The organism is Candidatus Jettenia sp. AMX1 (assembly GCF_030263775.1).
Lineage (GTDB): Bacteria > Planctomycetota > Brocadiia > Brocadiales > Brocadiaceae > Jettenia > Jettenia caeni.
Map to the genome: position 1 here is coordinate 1 of NZ_SZPP01000052.1, position 23,346 is coordinate 23,346.

General features: G+C 42.2%; 19 protein-coding genes. 12 read left to right on the forward strand and 7 right to left on the reverse strand.

Annotated elements, in window-relative coordinates; all coding sequences use genetic code 11:
* Positions 1 to 122 precede the first annotated feature (122 nt).
* Together FBQ94_RS14495 and FBQ94_RS14500 are read left to right on the forward strand one after the other, a co-directional pair.
* Positions 123 to 449 (forward strand): carboxymuconolactone decarboxylase family protein, encoded by a 327-nt coding sequence (locus FBQ94_RS14495; RefSeq protein WP_007222585.1) that lies wholly within the window; start codon positions 123 to 125, stop codon positions 447 to 449.
* Between the two features lie 5 nt (positions 450 to 454).
* Positions 455 to 1,126, forward strand: coding sequence for a metal-dependent hydrolase (locus FBQ94_RS14500; protein WP_040544743.1), 672 nt, complete (start codon positions 455 to 457; stop codon positions 1,124 to 1,126).
* 62 nt (positions 1,127 to 1,188) lie between these two features.
* Here FBQ94_RS14500 and FBQ94_RS14505 read toward each other — a convergent pair whose 3' ends face one another.
* Positions 1,189 to 2,088: an isoaspartyl peptidase/L-asparaginase gene (locus FBQ94_RS14505; RefSeq protein WP_040544741.1), complete on the reverse strand. Its 900-nt coding sequence runs from the start codon at positions 2,086 to 2,088 to the stop codon at positions 1,189 to 1,191.
* A gap of 133 nt (positions 2,089 to 2,221) precedes the next feature.
* Here FBQ94_RS14505 and FBQ94_RS14510 point away from each other — a divergent pair, with 133 nt between their 5' ends.
* The 3 genes from FBQ94_RS14510 (at position 2,222) to FBQ94_RS14520 (ending at position 8,914) form a co-directional block, all read left to right on the forward strand.
* Positions 2,222 to 2,749 carry a metal-dependent hydrolase gene (locus FBQ94_RS14510; RefSeq protein ID WP_007222582.1) on the forward strand — a complete coding sequence of 176 codons (528 nt, stop codon included), beginning with the start codon at positions 2,222 to 2,224 and terminating at the stop codon, positions 2,747 to 2,749.
* Positions 2,750 to 3,070: 321 nt separating this feature from the next.
* A complete protein-coding gene (locus FBQ94_RS14515; RefSeq protein ID WP_007222581.1) occupies positions 3,071 to 5,515 on the forward strand; it encodes a Lon protease family protein in 2,445 nt (814 codons plus the stop codon).
* A 483-nt stretch (positions 5,516 to 5,998) separates the two neighbouring features.
* Positions 5,999 to 8,914: a DUF748 domain-containing protein gene (locus FBQ94_RS14520; RefSeq protein ID WP_007222580.1), complete on the forward strand. Its 2,916-nt coding sequence runs from the start codon at positions 5,999 to 6,001 to the stop codon at positions 8,912 to 8,914.
* Between the two features lie 141 nt (positions 8,915 to 9,055).
* Here FBQ94_RS14520 and FBQ94_RS14525 read toward each other — a convergent pair whose 3' ends face one another.
* A complete protein-coding gene (locus FBQ94_RS14525) occupies positions 9,056 to 9,751 on the reverse strand; it encodes a DDRGK domain-containing protein (protein WP_007222579.1) in 696 nt (231 codons plus the stop codon).
* Positions 9,752 to 10,045: 294 nt separating this feature from the next.
* Between FBQ94_RS14525 and FBQ94_RS14530 the strand changes: the two genes are divergently transcribed.
* Positions 10,046 to 11,386 (forward strand): GAF domain-containing hybrid sensor histidine kinase/response regulator, encoded by a 1,341-nt coding sequence (locus tag FBQ94_RS14530; RefSeq protein ID WP_051006216.1) that lies wholly within the window; start codon positions 10,046 to 10,048, stop codon positions 11,384 to 11,386.
* Between the two features lie 344 nt (positions 11,387 to 11,730).
* Here the strand turns inward: FBQ94_RS14530 and FBQ94_RS14535 are convergent, their stop codons facing one another.
* Positions 11,731 to 11,859: a hypothetical protein gene (locus FBQ94_RS14535; RefSeq protein WP_285442216.1), complete on the reverse strand. Its 129-nt coding sequence runs from the start codon at positions 11,857 to 11,859 to the stop codon at positions 11,731 to 11,733.
* Between the two features lie 142 nt (positions 11,860 to 12,001).
* Here FBQ94_RS14535 and FBQ94_RS14540 point away from each other — a divergent pair, with 142 nt between their 5' ends.
* Positions 12,002 to 14,311, forward strand: coding sequence for an ATP cone domain-containing protein (locus tag FBQ94_RS14540; RefSeq protein WP_007222577.1), 2,310 nt, complete (start codon positions 12,002 to 12,004; stop codon positions 14,309 to 14,311).
* Positions 14,312 to 14,425: 114 nt separating this feature from the next.
* Here FBQ94_RS14540 and FBQ94_RS14545 read toward each other — a convergent pair whose 3' ends face one another.
* The 4 genes from FBQ94_RS14545 to FBQ94_RS14560 form a co-directional block, all read right to left on the reverse strand.
* Complete coding sequence (locus tag FBQ94_RS14545) at positions 14,426 to 15,103, reverse strand: hypothetical protein (protein WP_285442217.1); 678 nt, start codon at positions 15,101 to 15,103, stop codon at positions 14,426 to 14,428.
* A 366-nt stretch (positions 15,104 to 15,469) separates the two neighbouring features.
* Positions 15,470 to 16,081, reverse strand: a complete 612-nt coding sequence (locus tag FBQ94_RS14550; RefSeq protein ID WP_007222575.1) for a DUF429 domain-containing protein — start codon at positions 16,079 to 16,081, stop codon at positions 15,470 to 15,472.
* Positions 16,075 to 17,400 carry a DEAD/DEAH box helicase gene (locus FBQ94_RS14555; RefSeq protein WP_007222574.1) on the reverse strand — a complete coding sequence of 442 codons (1,326 nt, stop codon included), beginning with the start codon at positions 17,398 to 17,400 and terminating at the stop codon, positions 16,075 to 16,077. The genes FBQ94_RS14550 and FBQ94_RS14555 overlap by 7 nt, the downstream gene beginning before the upstream one ends.
* Before the next feature lie 226 nt (positions 17,401 to 17,626).
* The gene (locus FBQ94_RS14560; protein ID WP_007222573.1) at positions 17,627 to 18,604 is read right to left on the reverse strand and encodes a transposase; all 978 of its coding nucleotides are present in this window, start codon (positions 18,602 to 18,604) and stop codon (positions 17,627 to 17,629) included.
* Here FBQ94_RS14560 and FBQ94_RS14565 point away from each other — a divergent pair.
* The 5 genes from FBQ94_RS14565 (at position 18,598) to tnpA (ending at position 23,220) form a co-directional block, all read left to right on the forward strand.
* On the forward strand, positions 18,598 to 19,311 hold the full coding sequence (locus FBQ94_RS14565) for a hypothetical protein (protein ID WP_285442218.1): 714 nt from the start codon (positions 18,598 to 18,600) through the stop codon (positions 19,309 to 19,311). The two genes, FBQ94_RS14560 and FBQ94_RS14565, sit on opposite strands and share 7 nt — an antisense overlap.
* A 187-nt stretch (positions 19,312 to 19,498) precedes the next feature.
* The gene (locus FBQ94_RS14570; RefSeq protein ID WP_007222570.1) at positions 19,499 to 21,193 is read left to right on the forward strand and encodes a type I restriction-modification system subunit M; all 1,695 of its coding nucleotides are present in this window, start codon (positions 19,499 to 19,501) and stop codon (positions 21,191 to 21,193) included.
* Positions 21,190 to 22,218 (forward strand): PDDEXK nuclease domain-containing protein, encoded by a 1,029-nt coding sequence (locus FBQ94_RS14575; protein ID WP_007222569.1) that lies wholly within the window; start codon positions 21,190 to 21,192, stop codon positions 22,216 to 22,218. Before FBQ94_RS14570 ends, FBQ94_RS14575 begins: the two co-directional genes overlap by 4 nt.
* 150 nt (positions 22,219 to 22,368) lie before the next feature.
* Positions 22,369 to 22,494, forward strand: a complete 126-nt coding sequence (locus FBQ94_RS17555) for an ORF6N domain-containing protein (protein WP_352246872.1) — start codon at positions 22,369 to 22,371, stop codon at positions 22,492 to 22,494.
* 264 nt (positions 22,495 to 22,758) lie between these two features.
* Entirely contained in the window at positions 22,759 to 23,220 is a 462-nt protein-coding gene (gene tnpA, locus FBQ94_RS14580) for an IS200/IS605 family transposase (protein ID WP_007222568.1), read from the forward strand.
* The last annotated feature ends 126 nt before the right edge of the window (positions 23,221 to 23,346 follow it).

The following is a 23,346-nucleotide window of genomic DNA, read 5'->3' on the forward strand; positions in this document are numbered from 1 at the left end:
AATACTGCAGGTATTATACAGGATGTAAGGAGGATTTTAAAAAGAAAAATAGCTGAAATATGGCTATTTGCAAGGCTTTTCAAGCCTTGCAAGACACTCATTTCCGAAAAAGGAGGTATGCTATGCCAGACGAGAATTTGCCAGAACAGTTCCTTGCCATAAAAGAAAAGTATGGGAAGTTTTTTCATGCTGTTGAAGAACTTGGTAAGGTTATCAGGCAGGAAGGCCCCCTCGATGAAAAGACTACCCATCTGATTCAGCTTGCGGCTGCAGCAACTGTCCATTCTGAAGGTGCTGTTCATAGTCATGTCAGAAGAGCTCTAAAAGCAGGGGCAAAGCCTGATGAGATATACCATGCGATTCTCCTTCTTACCAGTACGATAGGATTTCCGACCGTTGTTGCTGCACTCAGTTGGGCTGAGGATATTATAAAAAATTGGAAGAAATAAAAATTATGAAAATAACATACCATGGTCACTCATGCTTTTTCATTGAAGGAAGCAGGTACTCAGTTATATTTGATCCTTTTCTCAAAGGTAATCCTCTGGCGAAGATAAAGCCAGAAGATGTAAAAGTAGACGCTATTCTTGTGAGTCATGGTCATTTCGATCATGTTGGCGATGCTGTTGAGATGAGTAAAAATAACGATGCCACGATTGTTGCGCCATTTGAACTGGCAAGCTACTTTCAGAGTAAGGGAGCAAAAAGTCATCCGATGAATATCGGTGGTGCATACCATTTTCTCTTTGGAACTGTAAAACTTACCATTGCCCATCATGGCTCTACAACGGAGGCAGGGACTGCCGGAAATCCTTGTGGTTTTATACTTATCATGGAGGATAAGGTACTATATCATGCTGGCGATACAGGGCTTTTTTCCGATATGAGACTTATTGGAGAGCTTAATACTATCGACGTTGCGTTACTTCCAATAGGTGATAATTTTACTATGGGAATTACCGATGCCCTGAAAGCAGTAGAGTTTCTCAAGCCTAAGATTGCGATACCGATGCACTATAATACCTTTGATATGATAAAACAAGACCCAGGTCAATTTGTAGAAGGTCTGCGCAGTTCTCCTACAAGAGGTGTACTATTGATGGTCGGAGAAAGTATAAGCGTTTAAACAGTATTGCCGGTATGCCGGTACAGAACCAATGTGATCTGGCAAATACGTATGGAAAGATTTCATCCGTGGAATATCATTTTATTTCCCATATCTTGACTCATTACTCCACAGGACATATCTTCCGTAGTACAGTACATTACCCAATTGCCTTTATGATCAACCCCAATCCATCCATAGCGATACTGACGGTTATTTGCTTCTTCATACATTATGTCAGATGCTTCAATAACAGAACGCCCGTCCCGAACCCTTGTTTCTAGTTTAACGGCAACACCATCATTCATAATTTGTTCTCCTATTCCGGTGCAGCTTATAGCTGCAAACTTTGAGGCATAGTTTCCGGCGACAGTCGCTGAATCTGATACCCGCTCGGGGATATTCGTGCCACTTCCACCGGTAGAAGTTGCAGCCGCCAAACACCCATGTTGGTCCAGGGCTACAGCCCCGACTGTACCGTGTTCATCAGACGGCCGCTTCTGTTTCTCCAAATATGAGATCCATTGTGTTGCTTGCGCAGGTGTTACCGGGTTTTGAGGAGGAATTCCCAATTCACGGGCAAGCAACTGCACCCCTAATGGCCCCACGACTGTTTGGTCTCTGTCCTGGAGGGCATATGCTAACTTTGAAGGGTGAATGATATGCGTTGCTAACAGTACGCCGGAAAATTTTTGTTTATTTCCATCCATTAAAGAAGCAGATAGACGCGCCATCCCATCACTTTGAATCACCGAGCCGAGTCCGGCGTTAAAGTCAGGACAAGCTTCCAGAAGCTCAACCACACGGCATACCGTTTTTACCGATGATTCTCCCTGAAGAAGCACAGGCCAAACCTCTGAGATAATCTCAGCGATACTGTTGTTTTTTCGTTCAAGCATCTTTGGGTTGTCTTTATATGAGCCGGCGCCTCCATGAACCAGAAGGATTGGAGGTCTGGCATTAGATTGATATCTTTTGTTCATAATACCCATTTGACAATTAAAGAGAATTCTCTTTGAAAAAGTATAGTACCATAGGATACTCTATTCTCAGGAAATTCTTCACTATACGAAAATTATCGTATCACTTTTTTAACAGTAAAGAAAGAAGCAAATTATGAATTTTAAAGGACACATTATCGGTGGATGTATAAGTGGAACCGCCATTACTGCGGTAAAATTATTATCCGATGGCTCTTTGGATTTTTCCTCTTTTCCTCAGGAAGCGGCTCTTATTTTTGGAATAACTGTTTTTTTCAGTATCTTTCCGGATCTCGATACTGAGTCAATTCCACAACGATGGTTTTATAGAACAGTATTTCTTTTACTGCTGTATCTTGGATATAAGAAGCATTATGGGCTTGCTACCCTACTGGCTATTGTTGCCATTACTCCAAGAACAGATCACCATCGGGGATGGACTCATCATTATTTCTCATCTGTACTGATCCCGTTGTTTCTTGCTGGTTTTTATGAATATGTCCTGGCAAAGAATCAATCTCATGACTGGCCATTTTACTGCATGTATGAGCACTTTATAGACCGTCTGTGGCTTGTTATCGCTTGTATTATCGGCTGGAATACCCATTTACTCCTTGATTCCCAGCTCTTTCTGTTTAAAAATAATAAACGATATCGCCCTTAAGAATATTGCTGTACAAAAAAATTTAATATTTTAAAGTTTTGACTTTTTGGGCAACCTGTTGTAGTTTACTAAGTAACGGTGCTCATTTCGGCATGTATTTAAAGAAAACCGGGAAAATTTACGGTAATGCCCTGGTTTTCTTCATCCTGAAGGAAGATGTACCTCCTCAAGAAGATCCTTTCGTAGTGCCCGAAGTACATGGAACCTCATCGTTTGATAAAAAATACTTTATCTGTCAATAGGCATACATTTTGTAAATTTGTAAATGAAATAGAGTATGGAAGTTCTCACCAGTAATCTTTTTAATGGAGGAAGATGATAATGAATTATGAGCTATCTGTTCATGAGCTGAGAAAAAGGGTTGATCCGGTAAGTTTGGGAATCAAAGATACCTCTCATATCAGGCGTCTTCAAGGAATTATCGGACAAAAACGAGCTGTGGATGCATTGCAATTTGGCCTTAAAATTAAGGATGTTGGATTTAATATCTTTGTAGCAGGCCAATCCGGCATTGGCAAAATGTGCTCAGTAAAATCTTTTTTAGAAGACATTGCGAGGGAGAAAGAGACGCCCCCGGATTGGTGTTATGTAAACAATTTTGATGACCCATATAATCCCAGAGTGATTCAATTACCAGCCGGGCAAGGAAGTAAATTGAAAGAAGATATGAATACCTTTTTTAATCATATTCAAAAAGAGTTGCCAAAGGTATACGAGGCTGATGAATATACTGCTCACCGCGAAGAAATATTGAATAAATTAGCAAAACAAAAAGAGAAAGCCTCTCAGGAACTTAGTCAAAAGGCAACGGAAGAAGGTTTTGCTATACAGGCGACTCCCATGGGGATGGTTATTATGCCGATAAAAGATGGAGGGGTGCTTGGAGATGTGGAATTCCTGGCATTATCTGAATCCAAACGCGAGGAATTGCAGAAAAGGCAAGATAGATTGCAGAGTGAAATAAAAAGTGTCATGAAGAATATTCGTAAATTAGAACATTGCACAAGAGAAAAGGTGAAAGAGCTTGATCAAAAAATCGCCTTGCATGTAGTTGAAGAAGTAATCGATGAACTGGTTGAAAAATATAATAATTTTCCTAAAATTGTAAATTTCTTGCATGAGACTCAGGAGGATGTATTGAAAAATATTGAGACTTTTAAAATCCTCCGGCAACAAAAGGGCGCAACTTATCCACCATCTTCCACTCCTTCTGACCTTCAGCTCGAAACTATGCAACAGGCGATGTTGAGGAAATATGAAGTGAATGTGCTTGTTGATAACAGTAAACAGAAAGGCCTGCCGGTTATCCAGGAACGCAATCCTACCTATAATAATCTCATTGGCCGGATAGAAAAGGAGGTACTATTCGGGGCATTAACAACAGACTTTACCATGATCAGAGCTGGCTCCCTGCTCCGGGCCAATGGTGGCTTTCTGGTTATTTCGATTGAGGATGTTTTACGAAATTTTAACAGCTGGGATGCATTAAAGCAGGCGCTTTGCAGTTGTGAAGTACAGGTAGAGGAACTGGGAGAAAGGTTGGGTTACATGACCACAAAGACTATTCGTCCCCAGGCCATCCCTATTAATGTGAAGGTGGTGTTGGTTGGCCAACCCTGGTTTTACCACACCTTGTATTTCTACGATCATGAATTTGCAGAACTCTTTAAGGTGAAAGCAGAGTTTGATATACGTATGGATATGACGGAAGAAAATATAAATGACTTTCTGTCATTTATAGCAACGTTTTGTGATAAAGAAAAAATGAAGCACCTGGATAACGAAGCTACTGCCGGTATTATAGAGTATGCTTCCCGGTTAGCAGAAGATAAAGAGAAACTCTCAACGAAGTTTGGTCATCTGGCCGATATTATACGAGAGGCAAATTTCTGGACGATGCAGGAGGGAGAATCTCTTATTAAATCAAGACATATACGGAAGGCATTGGACGGAAAAATTTACCGGTCAAATCTCATTGAAGAGCGAATCCGGGAGATGATTGATCGTGGACTCATCCTGATTGATACGGTTGGGGAAAAAATTGGACAGGTTAATGGTCTCTCAGTAATTAATTTGGGTGATTATCAATTTGGTAAACCCAACCGGATAACAGTGACTGTTGGTCCGGGCGATAATGGCATTATCGATATTGAACGTGAAGTGAAACTCGCGGGTCCTATTTATAGTAAAGGGGTTTTGATTGTGAGCGGTTATCTGGTAAATAAATACATGAAAGGAAAGATGTCAACGTTGACCGCAAGAGTTGTTTTTGAACAAAGTTATGAAGGTATTGAAGGTGACAGCGCCTCAGCAGCAGAACTGTATTCTTTACTATCGGCATTGGCAAATATACCAATTAAACAGGGAATTGCCGTTACAGGTTCTGTAAACCAACTGGGTCAAATTCAGGCTGTCGGTGGAATTAACCAGAAAATTGAAGGATATTACGATGTATGCAGGGTAAAAGGGTTAACAGGAGATCAAGGGGTTGTGATTCCTAAAAGCAATGTGCAAAATTTGATGTTGCGTGAGGATGTAATAGAAGCGGTTATACTGAAAAAATTTACTATTTGGGCGGTTAACACTATTGATGAGGGTATTGAACTATTGACGGGGGTAACATCAGGAGATATGCAGAATGACGGCACATTTCCCCCTGACACGGTAAATGAGAAAGTTAGCCGGCAATTGGCTGATTTCGAGAAAGCGCTAAAAAGATCAAAAGATTTTTTGGGTAATGTATCAGGGCATAGGGTTACGTCCTGACTGATAGTCTGAGGATAAAGAATTTTAAGTTCTCAAAATTTTTCTGCTTTTTGGCATATTATTTGATTATACCACCTCTGGAATTATTCTCTCTTTTACAGGGACAAACCCCTGCGTTTGCCTTCTCCAAAAAAGAAGCAAGGCTAAAGCCTCGCCCTACATGTTATTAAGAGATAAAAGTGCTGAAGGCCTAATGTAATGCATAGTAATTCCAATGTTCTGTTGTAGGGGCAGGTTTCAAACTTGCTCCTACGGCCGGTGTTATAAAAAAGTCGCCGGACGGCCTAATTTCATGTATAGGAATTTCAAATTGCCAGTTCCTCCCCCTTGATGGGGGAGGTTAGGTGGGGGTGGACAAGCAAGCAGATCACCCTCCCTTAGTCCCTCCCATCAAGGGAGGGAAAAATTTGTAGGTAAGTTGCCGAAGGCCTAATAATAAGGGGAATTTGAATGTTCTGATTTCATAAGAGGGTTGTGTATGGTATGAAAAAAATACTGCAACAACGGTGGGAAAAGATCTTGGCAGGGGTATTTGCTTCTATTCTTGTCTTCACGCTTATCGGTTTCTTTATTATACCGGTTTTCATTAAATCAATGCTGGTGAAGAAGCTTTCTGCAAATGTTCAACGCGAAGTCCTTATCCACAGAGTGAAGTTTAATCCTTACCTGCTCTCATTGATAGTAGATAATTTGGTAATAAAGGATGAAGATGGTGAGATATTTGCATCGCTTGATGAGCTTTTTGTCAATTTGCAGTTTTCTTCTGTATTCCAAAAGGCACTCATTATTAAGGGACTTCATATAAAACAGCCCTATATACGGGTCGTCCGAAACGGAGAAACCAGCTTTAACTTTTCTGATTTGATACCGGAGAAAGGCAATAACGCTGCTCCAATACGGTTCTCTTTGCATGAAATAAAAGTTATCGATGGAAAAGTTGACTTTTGGGATGAGGTGAAAGAAGTAAAACATACACTCAATAACCTTAATGTGATAATTCCTTTTCTATCGAATCTTCCCCGGCACGTTAACGGTGAAGTTATTCTCAATTGTTCTGCACTATTGAACGATACACCCATTTTTCTCACGGGAAAAAGCAGGCCATTTTCAGATACTCAACAAGTTTTTCTCCAGATAGATATTCAGAAATTGGATATTCCCCAATACTCATCTTATCTTCCTCTCAGTACAAAGGTGAATATCCTTTCCGGATATATGAACGTCAAAACGGCGCTTTCGTATTCCCAAAAAAATGGCAGCGTTTCTTCCCGGGAATTAGTGTTTTCTCAGGCTTTCGTCTCTCTCGATTCCTTAACACTGAAACACAAGGAGGAAAAAGAGGAATTTGTGATCATACCAAAATTTTCTATTAACAACACCAAGGTGGATGTTACAGACAGGGAAATTACTATTGAAGAGATTTTTACTGAGAATGGTTCTCTTCTTCTGAAGAGATTTGCAAACGGGACTTTCAATTTTCAGGATATTGTTCCACCTGTTAAACAGCCAGAACAGCCAGAACAGTCAGAACAACCAAAGCGTCCATGGTTGTTAACTGTTCGTGAATTCCTTGTAAGGGAATTTACAATTCAGGGTGAGGATCTGATGTCATCCAGCCCTGTGCTTGTAACGTTAGATCAGGTTAATCTTCATGGTAGTGGTTTAACCACTAAGAGTGGAGAGAAGGGCCTGGCCTCCCTTTCTTTACGCTGGAATAAAACGGGGACGGTATCTGTGGAAGGGAGTATTGGAGTCGATCCAATTATTGCTGAGGGAAAGATATCTGCTGCTAACGTTGATATCTCTCCCCTGCATTCTTATGTAACCGATGCGGTCAATCTCGCCATCGCCAAAGCTAATGTTCATGCAGACGGAGATATCACCTTTGGCTACGGGGAAGAAAGTAGTCCAACGATGAGTTACCGGGGCGATATTTCTCTATCCGACTTCGTGTCTATTGAAAAATTGTACAAACACACTTTTCTTCAGTGGAAAATATTTTCCTTATTGAATGCCCGTATAAAGTATAACCCTACAGAAATATATATAGACGAGGTGTTCCTTGATGATTTTTCCGTTAACCTGCTCGTCCATTCCGATGGTACACCGGATTTTCATGTGATCCTGGTTCAGGAAACAAAAAAAGAAGAATCGTTGAGCATGGATCAGGAGAAAGAGATTCCTCCTGTTTACAAAAAATTTATGCCGCCTGTTACAATCGATACGATTAATCTTCAAAACGGAAAAATCGATTTTATTGACCGATACATAAACCCTGGTTTTAAGAGCAAACTGGAAGACATTAAAGCAACGATATCCGGGTTTTCGTCGGAAGACACGAAGCCTGCTCATATTTCTCTTACAGGGAGATTAAAAGGCGTTTACCCATTGGAAATTACCGGAAAGATAGATCCTTTCCCTGAAAAGAAATATGCAGATATCAATGTAGTCTTACGTGGTTTTGATTTACCTTTCCTTACTCCATATGTCGGAAGATATATCGGTTATACTATAGAAAAAGGGAAACTATACCTCAATTTGGGGTATACGATATCCGGAAATGAGCTTTATGGGGAAAATCGAATTATTCTCGATCGATTTACTTTAGGTGATAAGCTTGACAGCCAGGAAGCAATTTCACTACCAATAAAATCTGCTATCAATTTCCTTAAGGATAGAAAAGGTGAGATAAGATTAGACTTTCCTGTAAAAGGGAATATAGATGATCCTAAATTTAAGCTTGGAAAGGTTGTTTTGGATGGCATGGTAAATCTCATTAAAAAGGTCGTTACCTCTCCTTTGGCGCTGTTAGGAAATATATTCGGAAGTGGAAAGAAACTTGCTTTTTTAGAATTTGATTACGGTAGTGACCGGATTGGCAGGGAAGACATTAAAAAGCTTAAAGACCTGATAACAGCGCTGTATGAACGGCCTTTCCTGAGATTGGAGATCCGGGGTGGGACGGATCAGAAAGGAGATCGAAATGCCCTCAAGCTCCGCCGGTTTACAGATCTTTTAAAAGTCCAAAAGCTTAAAGATAGAGCAAAAAAAGGTAAACCGGCTGTGCCTTTAAGCGAAGTAGAAATCTATGCTGGTGAATATGAGACATATCTTAGAAAGGCATACAAAGCAGCCGATTTTCCTAAATCAAGAAATGTTTTTGGATTTGTGGAAAATATTCCAGTTCAAAAAATGGAAAAACTTCTTATGGATCATATCGTAATCACAGATGGCGATCTCCGATTATTGGCTGATAGAAGAGCGATCCAGGTAAAGGATTATATTCTGAAGAGTAAAAAAGTTGAGCCGGAAAGGATATTTATTGTAGAATCAAAAATTTACTCTCGTAGAGACGACAAAAAAGGAAAAAGAAGTCGTGTTCAGTTTGCCCTGAGATAAGATACGATATGAAAAAACGGGGTCGATGCAGGGCGAGACTTTAGCCTTGCCGAGAGCAATTAGGATATATAATAATTCTGATAAAGGTATCTATAACTATTGGGTCTTGTAGTTCTCTGCTTTCCTTATTAAGCATATGCATTAGCAGTAGTTGAGGGGAAGCTCAAATACCTTTTCAGTGCTTTGTGGCAGGTATTTCTCATAATGAAATTCTGCCCGGGCAATAATGAATCGATACTCGTGTGGTATAATAGTAGTAAAATTAATGTCATGTTTTATACCCGGTTCTACCAAAATAAAATCCCAGTCTTTTGGAACTACATCCGTTTCAAAAATCTTTTCGGGAAATCTTAGCCGGGGTTCGTTGCCTTCCCGAAAAGAGAGCCTTTCACCACTTCGAATTCCAAGAACACGTAATATGATTCTGGGAAACCTTTGAGCTGTGCAACCCCGGTTATGAACGTTCAGGATAAATTCGGCAATGTACATCCCGTTCTGTGGACCAAAAAAGATGCACTGTATAGTAAACTCGATGTGAGGGATATGTATTTGCTCGTTCTGAATTAGCTCTTTCTCTTTTTTCTCTTGATAGCGACGCGCTCGTTCTTCGCATGCACGTTCTTCCTTTTGGCGTGCGCTCTCTTTTTCTTCCTTGTCTATACATTTCTGCTCTTCACGTTCCTGTTTTTTCTCTCTCCGGTCTGCTTCTCTATCCTGCTCAAACTTATGCAGTCGTATATTTATCCATATGCCAAGAAGAAGAATTGCAAGAGGGGTAAGGGTCGAAAACACCAGCTTTATTATTTCCAGACTATTCCAGGCCGACGCCGGTTCCATAGAAAACTACCTCCTTTTGATATGCCATAACTTGTGTAATCATGACTTAAGGGGTTAAAGGACTACACTATTATTCATTAATACCGAATTAATCTTTAACATTTTACTTGCTCGCAATAATTTATCAATTGAAATGTACAGGAATTCTTTCAGCGCAATTCTTATGAGTAAATTCAGAATTTAATTATTTTTATCCATTCTTGATGTATTGGCACGTATTTTTCTTATCCTTGATAACAGAAAATATAGGGAAAAATTTTGCAAGGAAATAATGACATGAGGAGGATTACCCGGATGATTGAAAAATTACAAAATATAGGAGAGCAAAAGTGTGTAGAAGAAGAGTTTAAGCTATTGCAATCAATAGCTTTAGAAATTGCTGAAGCAGAAAATTCTCATGATGCACTCTCTGTTGTGCTGCGTAATTTATGTGAATTCACTGGGTGGATTTATGGTGAGGTTTGGCTTTCCTCTCCTGATAAAAAATACCTTGAGCGCCACATGGCATGGCACACCGATTCAAGAAAATTGGAAGAGTTTAAGGAACAAGGTAAAAAATTTACCCTTCCCATGGGAATTGGTTTGCCTGGCCGTGTATGGTCTTCAAAGAAACCGGTATGGGCGCCTGATGCCATAATACAGAGAGATATTTCCTGCGCATCTGTTGCAAAGGATTCTGGCCTTAAAACTGCAATGGGTATTCCTGTAATAGCGAATGATGAGGTTCTTGCTATAATACTATTTTTTGTGCGGGAGCAACGCGAGGAGGATGAGCGATTCGTGAATCTTATCTCATCGATTGTTGTTCAATTGGGCGCTACTATCCGGCATAAGCAAATGGAAGAATCATTACGTGAGAGAGAACAGCTTCTTCATGCGCAAAGACTAGAATCTCTGAGTAAATTCGCCGGAAATATTGCACATGATTTTAATAACATACTCACGGCAATTATTGGATATACAGAACTATTACAGAATAAGGTGAAAGAGGATGATTCATTAAATGTTTATGTTCAGAGGATACTTGGAACAACGGAAAGAGCTACAAAATTAACACAAAATCTTCTTATGTTTAGCAGGAGACAAAGTAGCAATCCGAAACCGGTAAATTTGAATATGATTATAAAATGTGCCGAACATATTTTCCTGAGACTAATCTCTGAGAATATTAAGCTTGAGATATCACTTACTCGTAAAGATTGCATCATCATGGCGGATAGTGGTCAGATAGAACAGGTTTTGATAAACCTGGTAATGAATGCGCGGGATGCCATGCCTTATGGAGGGGCCTTAACCATAAGCACGGATAGTGGAGAAATAGATAATGAATTTGTAAAGACACATGGGTATGGCAAAAAAGGGAAGTATGCCCTTATAATGATTTCAGATACTGGTATAGGCATGGATGAAGAGACGAAAAAGAAGATTTTTGAGCCGTTTTCTACGACAAAAGAGACAGGAAAGGGGACAGGACTCGGACTTGCAATCGTATATGGAATCGTTAAGCAGCATCAGGGATACATACATATTGATAGTAAACCGGGGGAGGGTACGATATGTAGGATATATTTACCATTGGTTGAGTCTGAGGTTGAAGAGAAAAAACCTGAAGTAAGAGATACCGTGAATAAATAAATTGAGGAGTTTTTATTTTAATTAAGCGGTTTTCAGGGTGGCACGGACAAACTCGTTTGTCCGTGTTCCTGTGTTTAACTTGATGTATGGAAATTTCAATTTTGTAGGGCAACCCTTTAGGGTTGCTATCCTCGTGTGTAGATATTCTGGCGGGGCGGCAAGGCTAGAGTCTCAGCCCTACGCCTGGCCGCAAAACAAAAGTCGCCGAAGGCCTAATTATATAGTACGCAAGATATGAAACCGAATATATTTTTGATAGGGTGGCACGGGCAAACTCGTTTGTCCGTGATGACGCAATCAAATCATGATTCATTTTATTTGGTTTCATTATGTTCCGTCCGGTTTCATCCTTTAAATACTATAGGATGATCCCGTTTCCTGGCAGCAAGAACTTCAAAAGAATCACTCCCCGGCATACCTTTTTCTTTCCTTTCCAAAGGTTTTCCCTGGGGAGACTCATGTAACCTTCTCAAAAATCAATCACCATCTGTAGATACCCATAAAACCTCTGGCATGTCAGATAATACTATTTCTTTTCTCTTCAAATTGAGATAAAATTGATTCCACGTTACTGTTCACTTCAACTTTAGTTTCAGTTCTTTCGTGAGGGCAACTATGTCCAACTCAGTACAGAGCAAATTTACTCATATCAGAAAGCGGGATGGAAGGGTTGTGCCGTTCGACCAAAAACGCATTACGAACGCAGTTTACCGGGCTATGCAGGCAAGTAGAGAAGGTGATCCGGGAAAAGACCCCATGCGGGTCTCAAATGAAGTCATATCAGAACTTACCAGACGTTATCAGATAGCTTATATTCCCCATGTTGAGGAGATTCAGGACCTTGTCGAAGAGGCGCTGATCTTACTCGAATTTCCTAAAACGGCCAAGGCTTATATCCTGTATCGGCATGAGCGGACGGAAATCCGTAAAAAGACCCTGAGTATTCCTGATCGGGTTAAACACCTTGTGACAGAAAGCAAAAGATATTTTTCCAATACCCTTGCTGAGTTTATCTATTACCGAACATATTCGCGCTGGATCGATGAGGAAGGAAGGCGTGAAACATGGATAGAAACCGTGGACAGATACCTGCGTTTCATGCAGGAGTATCTGGGCAACCGATTAAATCCGCAGGAGTATGAAGAAATCAGACAGGCAATTCTGAACCAGCAGGTAATGCCTTCCATGCGGCTTTTATGGTCTGCCGGTAAAGCAGTCCGGACGAATAATGTTGCAGCATACAATTGCTCGTTTATTGCTCCTTCACTTCCCGATGATTTGTCTGAAATTATGTATCTTTTAATGTCTGGCGTTGGAGTAGGCTTTTCTGTTGAAAGTCAGAATATTCAACAACTACCGATGATTCAGAGGCAGAGAGGAGAACTACTTCCTGTTCATGCAGTTGGGGATAGCAAGGAAGGCTGGGCAAATGCGCTTAAAACCGGGTTGCGCGCCTGGTATGACGGGAAAGATATCCAATTTGATTACTCACAGGTTAGACCGGCTGGATCCCGTTTGTATACGATGGGTGGGCGCAGCTCCGGTCCGGGGCCACTTCAGTCCTTACTGAACTATGCACGCGCGAAAATCCTTGGCGCCCAGGGTAGACGTTTGCGCAATATCGATGTGCATGATATCATCTGCAAAATTGGTGAGATGGTAGAAATGGGGGGGGTGCGCCGCTCTGCGCTGATTTCTTTATCGGATTTTGATGATGATGACATGCGCCAGGCCAAAAGCGGTTATTTCTATATGAACGAACCGCAGCGTGCAATGGCGAATAATTCAGCCGTTTATAGTGTAAAACCGAAAACTACCGACTTACTGAAAGAGTGGCTTGCCCTGGCAATGGCTGGAACTGGTGAACGAGGACTGTTTAATCGCATTGGCCTGCCGAAACAAATCCCTGCCCGCCGATGGAAGAAATTCGAGCCGTACTGGACGACAAGCGGTATTAATCCGTGCGGGGAGATTATCTTACGCTCAAAGCAATTCTGTAATCTGAGCGAGGTAGTTGCCCGTCCGGATGACACAGAAACAACATTACGGGAAAAAATCAGGATTGCTTCGATACTGGGCACGTACCAATCCATGCTGACAGACTTTCCCTATCTTTCGCCGGAGTGGAAAACGAATTGTGAAGAAGAACGGCTTCTGGGTGTCTCTATTACCGGGCAGTGGGACTCTCCCGCAGTACGCGATCCAAAGATTTTAGCAAAGCTAAGAGATCATGCTGTTGAAACGAACCGCATCTACGCCAGACGATTTGGTATCAATGAATCTACTGCAGTAACCTGTGTTAAACCTTCCGGAACTGTTTCTCAACTTGTTGACGCAGCCTCAGGGATGCACCCGCGTTTTGCCAGGTATTATGTCCGCAGGGTCCGTATTTCTGCAACGGATCCATTGTTCATGATGCTAAAAGAACAAAAATTTCCGTACTATCCGGAAGTTGGGCAGGATGTGGCAACGGCCACAACATACGTGTTAGAATTTCCGGTACAATCCCCGGAGGGAAGTATAACAGGGAAAGATTTCAATGCCATTGACCAGCTTGAATATTGGAAAATGATCAAGGAGAACTATACCGAACACAATCCTTCTGTAACGATTTCCGTAGCAGAAGATGAATGGATTGAGGCAGTACATTGGCTTTACAAAAACTGGGACATGCTCGGTGGACTATCGTTCCTGCCAAAGTCGAAAACGGTATATCAGCTTTCACCTTTTGAAGAAATTACCGAAGATGAATACAGGACGCGGAGTAAAAATCTTCCCGTGACCGATTTTTCTCATATTGTGATATACGAAAGAGAAGATTCCACGGTAGGGGCAAAAGAATCTGCCTGCCTTGGCAGTATATGTGAGATCGACCCGGAGGAAGGCTCGCTCCCTGGAGGCGCCTCGCCTGGTGTGTACAAATAATTTTTAAATACAAAGGCCGATGGATGACCCCATTGGCTCTTTTGGCAGGCGGTCCAACTCTATCTGGCTTTTATCGTTACAGAAAGAACAGACAATGATTTCAGTGTAATAATGCTATTCTGTACTTTTCCTTTTATCTCCTTTAAGTATCAGGTTTTTTCCCTCAGCCCGGAGTATAATAATGAAAAAGACAAGGGCTGCAAACCATAGAATAATGCTGAAGAAAAGCATGTAAAGAAAGGGTTCCCCACCTGAAGTGTCCCACGCCCTTTTAGCTGTTCCCTGTGCCCACTCTTTATATGAACCGAGATAACTTGTTCGTTTCCAAAGACCAAAAACCCAGAGAAAGGAATACAGGAAAATACCGGCATAACTCGCCCTTACGAAAAGGAATTTCCCCTTTCTTATCAGGAACGTCGACAACCAGAACCCACTATTTGCGGAGAAAAAGAACGCAATAAGGAAAACAGGCAGGAAGAAAGGATAATCAGTAACAACATCCTTGCGCCACCACATATGCGTAGTCTCCCAGCCAAAGTAATTTACTAAAAAATAAACAGGTATCCAGCTAAAGAAGAATATGTGAAACAAATTATTCTTTGCCAATGCACTAAAGTAATATTCCGGCCTTCCCGTCAGCAATTGTTTCCTTGCAGCATCCGCAAAGATTTGCCCCAGCGCAAAAGCTATTGGTATATCAATCTGAACCATTTCTATTCCGGCTCCTTTCTCTTTAAGATTTAGCAGAGAGACGCACGTACTTCTCAATTTTCGCGAGGATATGTCCTTCATACAGAACCACCCCGATTGCCTGATCTTTGGTAAGCAGCGCCTACTACCCATGTGCATCAAGCTAAGAATAGTGTTCCATGAAAAAGGAGGTATCCCCCTGGAGAAAGAGCAATGTGTGCCCATGTTTCCCGCTAATCCCCCTAACCTCCCTTTAAAAAAGGGGGAAAGAAGGATAAGGTTAGAAAAGAGGGAACGAGAGATTTCCCTCTTTTCTAAAACACCCATATATTTCCCCCTTTTTTAAAGGGGGATCAAGGGGGATTATGGGTGGCTTGTTATTCTCCTTAGCTTGATGCATATGGCCTACTACCTTGCCTGGCTAAACCAATGACGGTCTCAACTCCGTTGATTTGTTAGAATTCGTGATCAGGTTTTTGATTTTCGGTTATCAGATGGCATAACAATTCCTTCCTCACCCCCAAGCATTTCTCCCTTACCCAACAGAAACCATCGGCCAACCAGGGCCGCTGTTACTGCGTCTAATTCATCACCTGTCATCGTCTCTGTCAATCCTCTCACTCCTAACTTCTTTAATCCTAGCCAAAGTCCTTTAATATCCCGGCGCTGACGAGGAATACCCCATACATCCTGTGCTCCGCCAGGGTAACACTCAACTGTACGATAGCCCATTTCTTCAATCTTCCCTTTGAGCGCAATGCCACGTTCCGTCAGCATTCTCATTGGACCAAGCGTAACAGGAAAGAACCGGATACCGCGTTTTTGTAGTTCACGGTCGCAATCGCGCAAATGCTCGCCAGACCGGTCATGGATTGTCTTTCGTCTGTTGGGTAAACTAAGCGGTGCGTCAATTGGAACGATGTCGGGCTGTGTCTGGTGTATCGGGTTCAGTATTTCCTCATCTGTGAATGCAATGTGTGTCAGTGCTTTTATCCCATACAGAACGCACACACCTGTTGGACGGCGCGGGGATCCTGCAAGATCTACACCTACAACAACAAACGGTTTATGGTTTAACATGAGTCGCGAGAATTACGGGTCGGCGAGCCAGTCAGGTGCGAAGCATGCAGGAAACGTTGCTTCGCTACCTGTGAAATAGCCTTCCCTTGAGTACCGCGCTTTGAAGCCGCGGATCGTTGTGCCTTAGCCTGTTTCGCCTTCTTTTGCTTGCGATGGCGCTGCGGTTGATGGCGTGTATGCTCTGTATGGAAAGAATTCGCGGTATAATCGAAGCCTTGCAGTGTACACCGCTCCAATTCCTCGCCCAGTACGTTTTCGATGGCGCGTACCATTTGTGCATCTTCCCGGGTTATAAGGGTAAAAGCATCGCCTGTTTTGGCGGCACGCCCTGTACGTCCGATACGATGCGTATAGGCATCAGAGGTATCGGGCATATCATAGTTAATAACATGCGAAATCCGGGAAACATCGATGCCGCGAGCGGCAATGTCTGTTGCCACCAGAATCTTGAACGAGCCGTTACGAAAACCATTAAGCGCTGCCTGTCGCTGGCTTTGAGACAGATTGCCTTGCAGCGATGTTGAACTGTAGCCTGCTCTTCCCAATTGGTGAGCGACTTGTTTGGCACGGTGCTTGGTACGGGTAAAAACGAGTACCGACTCCATGTCCGTATGATTCAAGAGTGCCATCAGCAGAGGGGTCTTAAGATGCTGTTCAACCGGATATAATGCATGCGATATGGTAGTCACCGGCATGGTATGGTTTACTTGCACCGTGGCCGGAGTATGCAAGATGTCATGTGCCAAACGCCGGATATCATCGGGCATAGTGGCCGAGAAAAACAGCGTCTGCCGTTGTGCCGGCAAGTGCTTTAAAATCTTCCGTATATCGGGTAAAAAGCCCATGTCAAACATCCGGTCTGCTTCATCTAACACAAGCACTTCCAGGCGTGACAGATCAATTGTACCCTGACGGATGTGGTCAAGTAAACGACCAGGGCAGGACACGGCGATTTCGGCTTTGCCTCGCAGCTTTTGAACTTGCGGTCTCATGTTCACGCCGCCATAAACAGTTACGCTGCGCAACCTTGTTTGTTGGCCAAGCCCACCAATAGCTTCGTGTATTTGCTCAGCCAATTCACGCGTGGGTGCGATTATCAGGGCGCGGACACAACCGCGTGGCCCTTGCATCAGTCGCTGCAAAATTGGCAACACAAAAGCGGCAGTTTTACCGGTTCCGGTTTGAGCCAGGGCCATGATGTCCTGGCCTTGAAGAATGAAAGGTATTGCCTGAAGTTGGATAGGTGTTGGTGTAATGTAGCCCAACGCCCTTACACCGGCCGCGATATGCGGATGGAAATTAAATGATTCAAAATTCACAGAAACTCCTTCTGGTTGAAATTGAGCCAGGTCTTATATCAGCACATGGCTCTCTGATAAAAATATCATAAGGTAAAAACTACTCGTCGCATCAATACCACCTTTGCAGATTATTGAAAATGCAGACAGGAAACAAAGGGAATGAGATTCTGGCTATCCGGCATGGGCCAGTCCAATATGATAGGAATAACGGGTCACAAATAGCCACTCTTCTCTTCAAGTACTTTCAAAATGACAAATCCATTTCGATTTTTTTAATGGTTTTAGCAAGGCTCTTGTCCCTTTTTAGTTTTTCCCGTAATCGCTTCCTTCCCTGGCTAACGGTACTATAGTCTATACCCATCATTCTTCCTATCTCGGTTCCTTTTAATCCACCCACCCGATACAATAAATCCATGGCTATCTGCCTTATAATGCCATGTTCTTTTTTTATCTCATCAAAACCTTTTCCCATCTCTTTACAGAGAGCTTCAATGATTTCCTCTTTTGTGGTATATTTTCTCAGACGTTTAACTGCGGGAATTTCCCGGGACTTTTCTGGTAAAAATCTATCTCTTATCCAGCGTAGAAAGGTATCACTTCCAAGAATACTTCCACCAATTACTTTTTCTTTTATACTAATTCCCATCGATAAATCATGAGAGATAGCCTCCCAATACAATTTCCTTCCTTCCCTGTTTTCTCCCCCATATGCCTCAAGTACCTTTGCATAATCAATAAAAATATCTTTTTGGGATTCGTTTTTATAACCCAAAAGACTGCTCCACGTGTAGTTCCTTAAATATTTCTTCTTTTCTGGTAACGATGCCATTTCATGTTGTTTCGTCCTGATGGGATTCAAGTGGATATATCGGGATAAAATATGCAGATAACTCTCCTTTTCCACAAGGATACTCTTGAACCTTCCCTGATACAAATGGCCTGATCTTTTGTGTCTTCTATTATAGTGAGATGTATAGGTGATATTAAACCATCTCATAAATTCACTGAGATTACTGAGAGGGGTTTCTAAAAGCAGATGGAAGTGGTTGTCCATGAGGACGTAGCAATACAGGATGATCGTGTATGTTTTTAAGCCATCGCTCAATGACTCAAGAAATATATTCTTATCATAGTCGTCTTTAAAGATAGTCTTTTTCTCGTTTCCCCGGCAGGTTACATGATACACTGCACCTTCGTATTGTATTCGTAATGGTCTTGCCACAACAAAATCATACCAGAAAAAAATACTTTGTCAACAATAAAGATTTGACCCCATGCCTTTCTGCCACCTTTGAGAAGATTTTGTTAGTATTTGCCGGCTGGTTTTTGGGCCTGTTGAGCCCTATTATCGTCGACTTCACTAAACGTAAACAGGAACGGCAAGAGATTAAGACTGCTTTGACTACCGAGTTGCAGGCACTTCGATTCCATCTACTTGCCATGGTCTATTTGATTGCTCATAAAAAAGGTATCTATGACCGTCAGTTGCTAAAATGGATTCAGTCAAACATGATCAGTTACACAGGTATCCACCGTGATGTCACTCTCCTCAATGCGATTGAATCTCTACTCAAGCTAACTGATCAAGAGTTATCGACTGTCGCGGCTTTGACAAAAAAGCAGGAAGATAGTGGACTATCTTTGAAGAAACACACAACACCTCTTCTCGATTCCAGGATTTCAAGACTCAGTGTCCTTGATGAACTCTCTCGGCAGTTCATTTTCGAAATCCGAACTCAACTGTTTCTTGTAAATGAAGAGATTGATCAGTACCGCTTCTATTTTAACCAAACATTTAGCTCTAGTATATCGGCAAAAAACTATGAACAAATTGTCAAAAACATAAACGAGTCATACGTAAATATCTCAGATCAGGCGAGGTTGACAGTCGATAGAATTGGCGACCTATTGAGTAAATGGCGGTGTTGAATACCCTGATAGTTTATCTTGAAGATTCATCTAACTTTACACCAAGCGGACGAGCAACTATGCATAAATTTTAGGACATTATGAAAGTCCCTTCCTGCATGATTGCTCGCCGCTCATGCTGTAGTTAGCCCTATGAATAAAACAATACCTCTGTGCAAGAAAATTGAATAATTGACCGGAGACGAAGATGGCAAAGATTAAAGAGAATAGCACAAAAGAACCTGTCCGCGTGCAACGCATAAGCGGGGAGCCGATTGAAAAGCAACTTTGGAAGGCAGCAGATAAGCTCCGTAAGAATATTGACGCAGCAGAATACAAGCACATTGTGCTCGGTTTGATTTTCTTGAGATACATTTCCGACGCCTTTGAAGACTTGCATACCAGACTGAAAAACGGCAAGGGTGAATACGCCGGGGCAGACCCGGAAGATAAAGACGAATACAAGGCGGAGAATGTCTTTTTTGTTCCCGAAATTGCCCGTTGGTCATATCTGCAATCCAAAGCAAAGCTTCCCACCATCGGCAAAGAAGTTGATAATGCGATGGATGCTATCGAGAAGGATAATCCATCGCTCAAAGATGTGCTGCCAAAGGTCTTTGCGCGCGGAAACCTTGACCCCACGAATCTTGGCGGATTGATAGACCTTATCGGGAACATTGCCCTTGGCGATGCAAAAGCCCGCAGCGCCGATGTGCTTGGACATGTGTTTGAATACTTTCTCGGAGAATTTGCCCTTGCCGAAGGAAAGAAGGGCGGGCAGTTCTATACACCGCGCAGTGTTGTTGAGTTACTGGTAGAAATGCTTGAACCACATAAAGGCCGCGTGTTTGACCCCTGTTGCGGCTCAGGCGGTATGTTTGTTCAGTCGGAAAAGTTTGTTGCTAACCATCATGGCAAGGTGAACGATATCTCCATTTACGGGCAGGAGAGTAATTTGACTACCTGGCGGCTAGCGAAGATGAACCTTGCCATTCGAGGCATTGATAGTTCACAGGTCAAATGGAACAACGAAGGTTCCTTCCTGAACGACGTTCACAAAGATTTAAAAGCCGATTTCGTTATCGCCAATCCCCCCTTTAATGACAGCGACTGGAGCGGCGATCTGCTCCGCAAAGACGGGAGATGGAAATACGGCGTACCACCGGCCGGCAATGCAAATTACGCATGGATACAACATTTCCTTTATCATCTTAGCCCTAGTGGGGTTGCCGGTTTTGTCCTGGCGAAAGGCTCGCTCACCTCCAAGACTTCCGGTGAAGGAGAAATCCGCAAGGCATTAATCGAAGCACGTTTGGTTGATTGCATTGTCAATCTTCCTGCCAAGCTGTTCCTGAATACCCAGATCCCCGCCTGCCTCTGGTTTATTCGGCGCGGCCGCGCCGAACCCTCCCTCAATCCCTCCCAAAAGGCGGGAAGTTTCTCTCCCTTTGGGAGAGACAGAAGAGAGGGTGGAAGAGAGGGTGAAATCCTTTTCATTGACGCCCGCAACATTGGTCATTTGATAAACCGGAGAACACGGGAGCTTTCGTCTGAAGATATCATGAAGATTGCCAATACTTATCATACATGGAAATCTTCACCCTCCTCTAACTCCTCCCAAAAGGAGGAGAACAAAAGCCCCTCTCCCTCTGGGAGAGGCGGGGGTGAGGGTGTCTATCAAGACATCAGGGGCTTCTGTAATTCCGCATCCATTGAACGCGTGCGAGAACTTGATTATGTACTCACACCTGGAAGGTATGTCGGTTTGCCTGACGATGAGGATGATTTTGATTTTAATGAGCGTTTTACCAGTTTGAAGAAGGAATTTGAAGAACAGTTGAAAGAGGAAGAGAAACTGAATACGCTGATAAAGGAAAACCTGAAAAAGGTAAAGCTGGTATGAAAAGCAATATCATTAAAACCAATGATTACAAGCGGTTTATTCAGGAGATAAAACAACGTATTCAATCTGCGCAGATCAAAGCGGCTGTTGCGGTCAACCAGGGGCTTTTGCGTCTATACTGGGATTTGGCTGAACGAATGGTTGCCAAACAAAAAGAAACCGCATGGGGTGATGACTTTATCGGCCAGATGAGCCGGGATTTGCAAAAAGAATTTCCTGGTATGAAGGGATTTTCGCTCTCTAATCTGAAATACATGCGGCAATGGTATCTTTTCTTTGAAAAAAGCCAACAGGTTGTTGGCCAAACAACGCAAATCCCATGGGGACATAATATTACGATTATAACCAGGTGCAAAAACATCAACGAAGCGATTTTTTATGTTCAAAAAACAATCCAGAACAACTGGTCGCGGGCGGTTCTGACTCATCATATTGAAAGCAACCTATACTCGCGCGAAGGCAAGGCTATAACAAACTTTCAGACCACCTTACCTGCACCACATTCTGATTTAGCACATCAAACTCTCAAAGACCCTTATAACTTTGATTTTTTGATGTTGCAACAAAAGCACGATGAAAAAGAACTGGAAGATGCCCTGATCAATCATGTCACCAGATTTTTGTTGGAATTAGGAGCAGGTTTTTCTTACATCGGCAGACAGTTCAGACTGGAAGTTGACGGTGATGAGTTCTTTGTTGATCTGCTATTCTACCATGTCCGATTACATTGTTATGTGGTAATTGAACTCAAGGCATCGAAGTTCAAACCTGAGTTTGCAGGAAAACTCAATTTCTATATTTCTGCAGTTGATGGTATTTTGAAAACAGAACAGGATAATCCCACTATCGGCATTTTGATCTGCAAATCAAAAAACAATACCGTTGTGGAATATGCGCTGAAGGATGTTCACAAGCCTATTGGCGTAAGCGAATATAGCATCACCAGAAGCCTGCCCGATGAGTTTAAATCCTCTCTGCCTAGTATTGAAGAGATTGAAGCGGAATTGGGTGGCGTTGATAAGTGAAGAAGGTGAAGATGGTATGAGTAATATAGGATCTAATGAAAAAGGTATCGCAAAATACGATGCCATAAATCCGACAGAATTCAATCATGCATCTATACAATCAGAGGCCTTCAGGTGATGATTGATAGCAATCTGGCGGAACTGTAACGGATAGAGGTAAAAGCGTTGAATCAGGCGGTAAGACGCAACATCGAAAGATTTCCGGTAGAATTTATGTTTCAATCAGAAAAGCACGATTGCGAAACAACCTGTTTCGCAATTGGAAACAAATATTAGGCAACAAGCTGTTTGCCCAATTAATTCAAAGCACATGAGATACAATATCGCTATTATAGTGATCTCAAAACAAAATGTCACATAGCATAGCAAATTTTGCTGGGAAATAAAGGGCTTTTGAAGACGATAAAAGCGACATTTTTTTTAACATTACTATATTTATGTAAGAATATCGATGAATCTCTTTACAGCCCGGCAGGGGCGACCTGTTTGTAGAAATCAATACAAAAAGAAAAGGAAAGCTCCGTAGGAGCGGCCTGTGTCATGCCTAATACCTATTCACAAATTTACATTCAAATTGTCTTTGCCGTAAAAGACAGACTGAATTTAATTCAAAGCCGGCATCGGGAGGAGTTGCATAAATACATCACGGGCATTGTGCAAAACCGCGAACACAAAATGTTATCCATTTTTTGCATGCCCGATCATACCCATTTGCTGGTTGGGTTAAAACCATCCATTGCAATTTCTGATTTGGTAAGAGACATAAAAGCCGGCTCTTCAAATTTCATCAATGATAACAGATGGGTGCCGGGAAAATTCAATTGGCAGGAGGGGTTTGGGGCGTTCTCTTATTCCAGAAGCCATATAGACGCCGTTATCAAATACATCCTCCATCAGGAGGAACATCACAAAAAGAAAACCTTCAAGGAAGAATATCTTGATTTTTTGAAGAAATACGAAATCAAATATGATAAAAAATATTTGTTTGAGTGGATAGAATGAACAGGCCGCTCCTACGGAGCTTGTATTACTACACATAAGTTGCGCATAAACCAGACAAAAATCGTGCTAACCAGCCATAGATAAGGGAAAGATGGCAGTCATGGCTGAGAGAGCCTGAAAAATCTT